This is a genomic window from Flavobacterium sp., from assembly GCF_049318185.1.
Lineage (GTDB): Bacteria > Bacteroidota > Bacteroidia > Flavobacteriales > Flavobacteriaceae > Flavobacterium.
On sequence record NZ_JBMOGV010000075.1, the window covers coordinates 1 to 11,232 of the forward strand.

Below are 11,232 nucleotides of genomic sequence, written 5' to 3' on the forward strand. Positions count from 1 at the left end.
AAAATAAAGTTACAGAGGCTAAAACAGCTCCAATAAGAAAGAAAGGTTTTCTTCTGCCAAATTTTGGGCTCCAAGTATTATCTGATAAGTATCCAATGATTGGTTGAACTAAAAGCCCTGTTAAAGGAGCTGCAATCCACAAACCAGGAATATCATCTACATTAGCTCCAAGAGTTTGAAATATTCTAGACATGAATCCACCTTGTAGGGCAAATCCAAACTGTATGCCCAAGAAACCGAAACTCATGTTCCAAATTTCCCAGAAACCTAATTTACGCTTTTCCATTATCGTAATTTAATGATTTATTATACGATAAGCGCGATGCTTATCAAAACTTTTTTTGTTTTCGAAGTAAAAGTATAAGCTTTGATAATTGGATGTAAATATATAAAAGTTTTTATAAAATAATTTTGAAATCGTTTTTTTTTGATGAAAAGTTTAAATTGTAGATTCTCTTTCTATCAATTCTGTTTCAATAACTTCTGTACTATATTGTTCATCTTCTTCCTCAATCATTTCTATCCTTTCAATTAGCATTTTAGCGGCTTTTTCACCCATATTGATGCCGTTTTGACTAACAGTAGTAATACTCGGTGAAGAATAACGCGATATAATGCCATCTGTAAATCCTATAATTGAAATATCTTCAGGTACTTTAATATTATTTTTTCTGGCTATTTTGATAGCTGTAACTGCAAATATTTCATTTACCGCAAAAATGGCTTCTATCTCATTATTCAAAATTAAGTCTTCAATTAAAGGTTTAAAATTGATAGTGTCTTCTATTTTTAACAATAGTGATTCATTAACTATTAAATCATTGTTTTTCATAGCTTGAAGATAGCCATCCGTTCTATGTTTTCCTACGCTTACATAGTCTACGGTAGTAATTAGAGCTATTTTTTTTAATCCTTTATCTATTAAAAATTGAGTTGCATTGTAGGCCGCTAGACGATCATCAATAATTACTTTATCACACAAAACATCATTGGTAACTCGGTCAAACATCACTACCGATATTCCTTGACTTATTATTTCTTGTATGTGATGGAAGTCTCTTTTTTGTTGCGTTTCTTTTGACAATGAAATGATAAAACCATCAATACTCCCATTGGCAAGCATTTCCATATTGATAACTTCCTTATCAAATGATTCGTCGGATAGACAAATAAGTACATTGTAGCCGTTTTCATTTGCCACATTTTCTACACCACTGATAACTGTTGCAAAAAAATGGTGAATAATTTCAGGAATAATAATACAAATTGTTTTTGTTTTTTTATTTTTTAAACTTAAGGCAATATTGTTGGGTTTATAGTTGTACAATTTGGCAAAAGCTTGCACTTTTTGTTTAGTATCTTCACTGATTTCTATACTATTTCGTAGCGATTTTGAAACAGTTGAGATAGAAACATCTAGTTCACGGGCAATTTGTTTTAAAGTTACTTTTTTTCTCATAGGATTTATAGTAATTGCTTTATTCTGAATAAAGATATATTTTATTTTTGATTCTCTCAATTTTGGTCTTAAAATAGTATAAATTTGAAAAAGTTTTCAACACGCAAACGTTTTCGAAACTCATTCATAAAGTTATTTTTCAATAAATTCTTTTTTTTCAATAAATTTACAATTCGAAGAAAGTATAAGCTTATAATTTAATTTTAACTTAAACAAAATGTATGAAAAAACTTTACAAAAAGTTGTTAATTTTATTTTTTTTATTGCCATTTAGCATTTTTGCACAGAGCACTTTGAGTGGTGTTGTTCGTGATTCAAAGTCAAAACTACCCCTGCCAGGAGTAAACCTAGTAGTTCAAGGTGCTAATAGCAGCACTTCAACAGGCCTCGATGGAAAATTTAAATTGGAAGGTCTAAAAAGTGGGGACAAAGTGGTCTTCTCATTTATTGGATATGAATCACAAAGGTTTAATTATTCTGGTCAAAAAGAAGTAAGCATTTCACTTGAAGAAAGTGCTAATCTATTACAAGAAGTGGTTGTGCAAGTAGGATATGGTACTGCAAAAAAGAAAGATGCCACAGGATCAGTTGCTGTTATTTCTTCTAAAGATTTTAACAGAGGTGCTATTTTAACTGCCGATCAACTATTAGTTGGTAAAGCGGCTGGAGTTAGAATAACAAATAACGGTGGTGAGCCCGATACTGCACCAAATATTAGAATTAGGGGTTTGTCTTCATTAAAAGCAGAAGCAGCTCCATTAATTGTAATTGACAATGTGCCTATCGACAATCGATTGGCTGCTGGTCAGGGAAATCCATTATCATTAATCAATCCTAATGATATTGAGTCTTTTACCATTTTAAAAGATGCCTCTGCGACTGCTATTTATGGCTCTAGAGCATCAAATGGAGTTATTATCATAACCACTAAAAAAGGGTCTACTGGGGCACCTCAATTTAGTTATTCTTCAACTTTTTCATCTTCTAAAGCTAATAAGTTAATTGAAGTTAGAGATGGTAATGAGTTTAGAGATTTTATTGTAAGCGAACATCCTGATTTAGTTAATAATTTGGGTATAGATGATCCAAACAATTCTTTTGTAGATGATCCTTCAACACCTAATGTCATAGAGGGAAGAATTTTATCTAACACCAATTGGCAAGATCAAATATTTAGAAATAGCTTTAGTCAAGATCACAATTTTAGTGCTAAAGCGGCTATTTTTGGTGATGTGCCTTTTAGAGCTTCCATAGGGTATAACAATACTCAAGGTATTATTAAGACAAATGATTATTCGAGAATATCAGCTGGTTTTAAAGTGACTCCGAGTTTCTTCAACAAACATTTAAAAGTAGATGTGAATGCCAAAGGGTTTAGTTCTAAAAAGAATGCAATTGATGTAGGAGCTAATATTGGCGCTGCCTTAAATATGGATCCAACTAAACCAGTTTTTGGAGATGCTACTCCTGACAATCGATTTGGTGGTTCGTCAGCATTTTATCAACAAGTAACAAATTCTAATATTCCATCTTGGGATGGTGTTTACAGAATAGAAGGCCAGTTAAATCCATTAGCAAGGTTAATGCAACGTGATCGTCCAGAAAGTATTGATAAATTTTTAGGAAACATTGAATTCGATTATAAAATGCATTTTTTACCTGAGTTAAGAGCAGTAGTAAATTTGGCTATAGAAACCTCTCAGTCGAGTATTAGAGAGAATTTTTCTGACAGAGCGTTAGAAACTTATAGAATAGCAGAAACTACATCTATTCCTGATTCTTATGTTTTTAATCCGGGGTTAAATTATAGTGAAAGACAAACAATTGATAATAAAACAATGGATGCTTATTTGATTTATTCTAAAAAGTTAACTGGTTTTGTTACTCGATTTGAGGGACAAGCAGGACATACTTTTCAAAGTTTTGTTAATCAAGGTACACAAAGAAGATTTCAATATAATTTATCTACTGGGGTAAGAGAGCCTAACATTAATCCTCAAAATCCAGACAACAGGTATTATGGAAAGATGACTATGGAGTCTTATTTTGGTAGAGCAAATGTTGATTTGTTAGACAAATATTTGTTTACATTTACTTTAAGAGCAGATGCTTCTTCTTTATTCCCTTCTGATAGAAGATGGGGTTATTTTCCTGCTGCTGGTGTAGCTTGGAAATTGAAAGAAGAAAGTTTCATGAAAAATTCTAAAGTGTTTAACGACCTTAAATTGCGTTTGGGATATGGAGTTACTGGTAACAGTGATATTAGAAGCGAAAGTTACTACCCTTATACTGCATTTTTTAGTCCAGGAGATCCAAACGGACAATATTTACCTGGGGTTAATATTTATTCTGCAAATGCATTTAATCCTAATCTTACTTGGGAAGAAACTTCAACAACGAATGTTGGGTTAGATTTTGATTTATTTAAAAATGGAGTTTTATCAGGAAGTATTGATGCTTATGTTAGAAAAACTTCTAACCTATTAATAAGAGCTCCTTTTCCTCCAGGACAATTTTTAACCAATGCTTTTACTAAAAATGGTGCTGATATGACTAATAAAGGGATTGAGGTTAGTTTGGTAGGTAAAGTTATATCTTCAGATGATATGAATTGGTCTGTAAATGCAAATATTTCCTATAATATTGGAAATGTGGATAGAATTGATGGTGCATCTAGAGTTCAAGTTGAATCAGGAGGAGCATTGCCAGGAATAGGTAGACAGTTGGCCTATCATGTTGTTGATCAACAACCTCAAGCAGCATGGGTTTTTGAACAAGTGTATGATAATTCTGGAAATCCAATTCCTGAAGCTTTTGTAGATAAAAATGGAGATGGTAGTATAACCGATGATGATAGATATTATGTGAATTTAATCCCAAATTGGACTTTTGGATTTGGCACATCATTTAACTATAAAAACTTTGATTTTAATGCAAGTTTCAGAGGGCAATTAGGTGGGAATGTGTTTAATGCAGTACAATATCAATACGGTTGGAACGATAGACCAAGACCTAATGCAGGCGGAGCAGCATTAAATAATAATTTAAATGGAACGTTACCTTTTGATAATACAAATGGGAATACTGCAGTTTCAGATTATTTTATTAACGATGCTACTTTTTTACGTTGTGAAAGTATTTCTTTGGGCTATAAATTTGAAAAATTAGTAAAAAAGGCTTCTGTTCGATTGTATGTAGGGGCTAATAACTTATTCTTAATCACAAAATATTCAGGACAAGATCCAGAAAACTTTAATGGAATAGATAATAATTTTTATCCAAGACCAAGAGTTTTTAATATGGGTGTAAATATTGAATTTTAAAAAATAAACCATGAAAAAAATATTTATAAATTTAACAACGGCGTTTATGATTTTAGCTTTTAGTTCTTGCTCAAATGAGTTAGATCAAAAGCCAGTAATTGGAGAGTCTTTTGAAAATTTGCTTCAACGAGATCCAAACGCGGCAAAAGGTTTGTTGTCACGAATGTATGCAACTTTCGCCTTGACAGGGCCAAGCGGACCAGGTAGTTCTGACATTCAGACTCCAGATGCAGGAGAAAGTGGTTTCCTAAGAGGAATCATTAATTTACAAGATTTTTCAGCGGATGCTATGAAAAACCGTTGGGGCGATGATGGATTAGACCAGTTAACAACTACTTCCAACTGGACTCAAAATAATAAATTCTTCAGATATCTTTTTGATAGAGTTTATTACACAGTACCACAAACGACTAATCTTATTTTAGCATTAGAAAACACAAGTGTTCAAAACAAAGCGTTATATATTAGTGAGTTACGTTTTTTACGATCTTTAGCTTATTACTATATGATCGATTGTTTTGGAAAAGGCGTTTTGGTTACTACTGAAAATTATGGTACGTCAACACCACTGCCAGAAGCAAGTAGAACTCAACTGTTTAATTATGTAGAAAGTGAATTATTAGCTATCGAAAATGATTTGCCTATGACTAATGAATATGGTAGAGTAAATAGATCAGCTTGTAGGATGTTATTAGCAAAATTATATCTGAATGCAGGGGTTTACAGCGGTACAGAAAGATATAATGATGCTTTGAATTATGTAAACAAAATTATTACGGAAGGTGGTTACTCTTTAGCACCTAATTTTTTACAGAATTTTTCAGCAGACAATAATACTTCACCAGAAATCATATTCCCTTTAATTGCAGATGCATTAACGAGTCAAAGTTATGGTAATACTACTTATTTGGTTAACGGTAGTTTAAATAGCGATACAATGACATTAAGTAATTTTGGCGCAACTGCAGGTTGGGGAGGTCATAGAGCTACAAAAGCTTGGTATGGATTATTCGGTGCTACTGCTGCTGATTTAGTGGCTTCACAAGATGTTAGAGCATCTCTTTTTTGGACTACAAGTCACACATTTGAAATGAACGATTACAAAGTATGGGTAAATGGTTATCCATCTACAAAGTTTAGAAACACTAATTTTACGGGGACATCTACACCAACTAGTTTCTCAAGTACAGATTTTCCAATGTATAGATTAGCGGATGCTTATCTAATTTATGCCGAATGTGCTGTAAGAGGAGCGGCTGGCGCTTCAAACTCGCAAGCACTAACTTATGTAAATGCTATACGTTCAAGAGCAGGTGCTGCACCAATAGTAAGTGCAGGATTAACGTTAGATTTTATTTTAGACGAAAGAGGAAGAGAATTAAATTTTGAAGGGCATAGAAGATCTGATTTAATTCGTTTTGGAAAATTTACAGGGGGAAGTTATCTATGGCCTTGGAAAGGAAATGCATTAAACGGTACTTCAATTCCAGATACCTATAAATTATACCCTTTACCTCTTACAGCTTTAGATGCTAATCCTAATTTAACTCAAAACCCTGGTTATTAATAGTATAATATATTAAATATGAAAAACATTTTAAAATCAATATGTTCTGCCATAATTTTAACAGGAGTTATTTCTTGTGAAGACGCTAGAGATCCCATTGTATCTCCAAATAGTTTTGAACTTAGAAAAGACGCTACAGTAGATTCTCCTTCGATTTTAACTCAAGCCACAGCGAATGATATTTTCGGAAAGTTTGAATGGGATAGTGCTAATAATGGTCCAGCCACAGTTTCAACTTATACATTACAAATATTTGATCATAATGATACCTCTCTATCTAATCCTGTTGAATATACTGGTAATGGTTTAGTAATAACACCAACTTCTAGAAAAGCCACTTTAACAGTAGCAGAATTCAATACACTATTAAATAGATTACCTACTTTTAAATGTAGTGAAATGGATGTTGATGTTAGAATAAAATCAGTTTTGGGTATTAATCCTAATCCTTATATTCAATATTCTAATCCAATTAATGTAAAAGTTACGGCCTATTCTCTAAAATTGCCGTTAATGGCTTTTGTAAAAGAAGGAAATACTCCATTAACAGAGCCACGAGTAGCAGCCTCAGCTACAACATCTAATTCAGATTTTGTGGGGTATATGTATTTAGAAACGGGTAATTATAAATTTTACCAAGCAGATGCGTGTCAGGATTTTACAACACCTAACATTTATGGTGGAGGCTCAACAGCAGGTTCATTGATTTCAGGAACTAGTGCACCCAGTATTGCAGTAACAACAGCAGGTCACTATTTAGTAAAGGTTAATTTATCAAATAATACTTATACTTTAACCCCGTTTACAACATTTGGAATATTTGGCCCAGCCACAAGATCAGGATTTGGGTTTGCAAACCAAGTACCATTTGATTATGATGCAGAAACCAAAACATGGTTTAAAGAAATGGATTTAATAAAAGGGAAAAAGTTCAAATTTAAATCTAATGCATGGACAGGAGCTTTGGTTGTGCCAGCGTTGCCAAATCCTCCTTATGCTCCTGGAACTGCATCCTCCTCAGTTTCTATTTTAGGTAAAACAACTACACCATTTAGTTTAGAAGAAAATAGTACAACGGGGCAGGGCGATATATCAGTTCCTGGTACAGATGATGGAACCAGAGACAAATATAAAATTGAACTTGATGTAAGTAAACCAAGAAATTACACCTACAAGTTAACTAAAGTACCAAATTAAAAAAAATATCAAAATAAAAAGGGCTGCTTCTATCAGCCCTTTTCAATAATTATGCTATGAAAAAAAATGCTTTATTAACTTTTATTCTTGGGCTATTTTCAACAGCTCTTTTTTCGCAGGTCACTATTTCACCTGCAACTTTCAATGTAACAGACCAAGTTACAATTACGGTTACTTTTCCAATTACTACTTGTAATGGGCTGGGGGCTTCTCCAACGAAAGTATACATGCATGCTGGAATTGGAGACGCCACCAATGCCTTTGGATATTCTGTAATCGGAAATTGGGGACTGGACAACACTATTGGTCAAATGGCAAATTCCGGACCTGGAGTCTATACTATAACTATTACCCCAAGTACCTATTTTGGCCTCAATGCAACTCAACAAGCAAACGCTACAAGAATGGGTATGGTATTCAGAAATGCCACTGGTACGCAGACATTAAAGAAAGCTCCTTCTTGTACAGATTTTATATACAATGTTGGGTTTTTTCAAACTTCTTTAACCATACCAGCGGAAAATAGCACTACAATTATTAATTCTGGCGAAAGTAGAACAATTCAGGCATCCAATACAAACGGGAATGCAAATTATAATTTGAAAGCCAATGGAGTTAGTGTCAATACTGCGTCCGATGTGCCAACCTATTCTTTTACAGATACAAACATTACGGAGAATAGAAACTATCAATTGGAAATTTCTCAAGGGGCATCCACTCAAATAAAGAAATTTAGTGTAATAGTAAATCCTGGAGTTATATCGCAGGCATTGCCTTCGGGGACGCTATTAGACGGGGTCAACTATGATCCCGCTGATGCAACCAAAGCGACACTAGTGCTCAATGCGCCTTTCAAAGATTTTGTTTACGTTGCAGGGAGTTTTAATAATTACCAGCCGAGCAGTGCTTACGTTATGAAAAAAGATCCAACCTCAGGAAAATTTTGGGTTGAATTAAATGGTTTAGTTCCAGACCAAGCATACAATTTTCAGTATTGGGTTTGTGATGTAACTAACAGACCAACCAATTCTCCAGCTATTGTAAAAACAGCAGACCCTTTTTCTACTTTAGTGCTTTCTCCTTTCGACGATCCTGAGATCGCTTCGTTAGGGGTTTATCCAAATTTACCAGCATATCCATCGGGTCAAGAAAGAGAAGTTTCAGTGCTTCAAACAGGGCCAAATGCTTTTTATAACTACAATTGGAGTGCCGCCACTACAAATTTTGTAAAGCCAAAGAAAAAAGATTTAGTGATCTATGAGGTTTTAGTGCGTGACTTTGACACTAATAGAAGCTATCAAGATCTTATTAATAAATTTGATTACTTCAAAAATCTAAAAATAAACGCAATTCAGTTAATGCCTGTCATGGAGTTTGAAGGCAATTTAAGTTGGGGGTATAACACGGTATATCATTTAGCTCCAGACAAACGATATGGACCTCCCGCAAAATTGAAAGAGTTTATTGACTTATGCCATCAAAATGGAATCGCTGTAATTCTTGATGTTGCTTTAAATCACGTTTTCGGGCGCTCTCCATTAGAAAGAATGTGGATGACAGATACAGATAATGATGGTTGGGGCAACGGTATTACGGCTGAAAATCCTTACTGTAACCAAGCCGCGCAACACTCCTATAGTGTAGGTTCAGATTTGAATCATTTTAGAGAACCAGATAATTTAACTAATACTTATACGCTTCGAACAATTAAGACTTGGATTCAGGATTATAAAATTGATGGTTTTCGTTGGGATTTAACAAAAGGTTTTACCAATCAATGCCCTCCTACTGTAGCTGGAGGACAAGAACCATGTACTAACGGTTATCGCTCTGATAGAGTCGCCAAACTAAAGTTTTATGCAGATAAGCAATGGGAAATTGACCCTAACTTCTTAGTGATTTTTGAGCATTTAGGAAATGGGGGTTCTTATAACGAAGAAGTTGAATGGGCAAATTATCTAAAATCGGGAGACTCAAAAGGGATAATGCAATGGCGTAAAATGACCGATCCGTATGCAAACATATTAAAAGGGAATGGCACTAGTTTATCTGGAGTTACAGATTCTTCTGATCGATTTATAGGGTATGCAGAAAGCCATGACGAAGAAAGAGTTGCCTATAAAGCACTAAAAGAAACTGGTCAAACATTTGAGGATTTAGCAAAAGTACACCTGCGATTATCTGCTATGGGCGCAGTTCATCTTCTGGTTCCTGGCCCAAAAATGATTTGGCATTTTGGGGATTTAGGATGGGAACGCTCTTTATGGACTTGTCAAAACGGTAATGTTTCTTTTTCTAATCCAGATTGCAAACTAGATACAAAACCACAACCGCAATGGACTGAAAATTGGCTGGTAGATTCTAATAGAAGTACCATTTACAATAATTGGTCACGTATGATTAATTTGAAAAAGACCGAAGCTGTTTTTGAAAACGGTTCTTTTGCATGGAACTTCGGAGCAACAGGCCGTCCAAGATTAGATATATGGACAAGCACTTCGCAGACTTCTTCTTTGAGTTATGTATTTGTATTGACCAATTTTAGCAACAATACATATAATGTGGCTGGTGGTTTTCCTTTTTCTGGTACTTGGTCCAACCTGATGGATAACTCAACCTTTTCTGTGACAGATACAAACATGAATATCAGTATAGAACCAGGCGGATTTAGAGTATTTGGAAATCAACCGTCAAGTTTAAATTCAGATAACTTTAGCGCTCTAAGTTACATTAGCTTATTACCCAACCCGTCAACTGACTTTTTTTCAGTAAATATTGATTCGTCAAAAGTATTTATTTATTCTATGACTGGACAATTAGTGAAATCTTTTCAAAATAAAACAAAATCAGATGTTTATGAAATTTCGGACTTGAATAGTGGTTTGTATTTAGTAAAAGTCTATGATGCTAACAATAATGAAAAGACTTTAAAATTAATTAAACAATAATTAGATGTAGGAGTTAATTAAAAGATTATATTGTAACTATTTATTTTTCAATATTAAAGCATATAGTTATTAACACTACAACGTTTTCGCTAACCTTTATTATTGATATTAATTTGGATATTGTAAAAAAATTGTAAATTAGCGCAATCAAACTAAAAAAATTTAAATTATGAAAACAAAATTACTATTATTAATAGCATTAATTTTTAGTGCAATTAATATTAATGCTCAAATTACTTCTGTTGCTGTGGTAGGAGAAGCCGCTGGTGGATGGCCAGGATCGACAGGTAACCCTGGACCTACAGATGTTCACCAAATGACTTCTACGGATGGTGAAAACTGGACATTGAGTGGGTTAACACTCACTACTTTTGCTCCTGATGGTGGTATAAAGTTTAGAGCTAACAATGATTGGACTATCAACTGGGGTGCTGAAGCATTTCCATCAGGTACTGGTACTCAAGGTGGCGCTAACATAAGATGTATTGCAGGAACCTATGATGTAACTTTTAATAGTACAACTGGTGAATATAACTTTAGTGGTGGCACACCTCTTCCTGTTGTTAAGTTGGTTGGTTCAGCGGTTACTGAACCGGGAGGATTGGTTTTGAACATTTCTGGACCGGATACTTTTAGCGTTTCAAATACCACATTATCTGCTGGTACTGTTCAGTTTGAAAATAATGGCCAACTTTCTGGAGGAACAACTTTTCCGACAGGGGATGCAACTAGCAGCAC

The 11,232-nt window shown here is 34.1% G+C and carries 5 protein-coding genes and 2 pseudogenes; 5 read left to right on the top strand and 2 right to left on the bottom strand.

Annotated elements, in window-relative coordinates; all coding sequences use genetic code 11:
* A pseudogene (locus ACOYLT_RS07890) lies at positions 1-286 on the bottom strand (MFS transporter); the annotation flags it as partial.
* Positions 287-439: 153 nt separating this feature from the next.
* Positions 440-1,459: a LacI family DNA-binding transcriptional regulator gene (locus ACOYLT_RS07895; RefSeq protein WP_422853320.1), complete on the bottom strand. Its 1,020-nt coding sequence runs from the start codon at positions 1,457-1,459 to the stop codon at positions 440-442.
* Positions 1,460-1,680: 221 nt separating this feature from the next.
* Here ACOYLT_RS07895 and ACOYLT_RS07900 point away from each other — a divergent pair, with 221 nt between their 5' ends.
* The 5 genes and pseudogenes from ACOYLT_RS07900 to ACOYLT_RS07920 form a co-directional block, all read left to right on the top strand.
* Positions 1,681-4,782 carry a SusC/RagA family TonB-linked outer membrane protein gene (locus ACOYLT_RS07900; RefSeq protein ID WP_422853316.1) on the top strand — a complete coding sequence of 1,034 codons (3,102 nt, stop codon included), beginning with the start codon at positions 1,681-1,683 and terminating at the stop codon, positions 4,780-4,782.
* Between the two features lie 10 nt (positions 4,783-4,792).
* Complete coding sequence (locus ACOYLT_RS07905) at positions 4,793-6,349, top strand: RagB/SusD family nutrient uptake outer membrane protein (RefSeq protein WP_422853317.1); 1,557 nt, start codon at positions 4,793-4,795, stop codon at positions 6,347-6,349.
* An 18-nt stretch (positions 6,350-6,367) separates the two neighbouring features.
* On the top strand, positions 6,368-7,546 hold the full coding sequence (locus ACOYLT_RS07910; protein ID WP_422853318.1) for a SusE domain-containing protein: 1,179 nt from the start codon (positions 6,368-6,370) through the stop codon (positions 7,544-7,546).
* Between the two features lie 56 nt (positions 7,547-7,602).
* Complete coding sequence (locus ACOYLT_RS07915; RefSeq protein ID WP_422853319.1) at positions 7,603-10,494, top strand: alpha-amylase family glycosyl hydrolase; 2,892 nt, start codon at positions 7,603-7,605, stop codon at positions 10,492-10,494.
* A 169-nt stretch (positions 10,495-10,663) separates the two neighbouring features.
* Positions 10,664-11,232, top strand: a pseudogene (locus ACOYLT_RS07920) (hypothetical protein); the annotation flags it as partial.

Coding starts and splice junctions, on each gene's coding strand:
- ACOYLT_RS07895 (WP_422853320.1), bottom strand. CDS start 1,459: ATGAGAAAAAAAGTAACTTTAAAACAAATTGCCCGTGAACTAGATGTT.
- ACOYLT_RS07900 (WP_422853316.1), top strand. CDS start 1,681: ATGAAAAAACTTTACAAAAAGTTGTTAATTTTATTTTTTTTATTGCCA.
- ACOYLT_RS07905 (WP_422853317.1), top strand. CDS start 4,793: ATGAAAAAAATATTTATAAATTTAACAACGGCGTTTATGATTTTAGCT.
- ACOYLT_RS07910 (WP_422853318.1), top strand. CDS start 6,368: ATGAAAAACATTTTAAAATCAATATGTTCTGCCATAATTTTAACAGGA.
- ACOYLT_RS07915 (WP_422853319.1), top strand. CDS start 7,603: ATGAAAAAAAATGCTTTATTAACTTTTATTCTTGGGCTATTTTCAACA.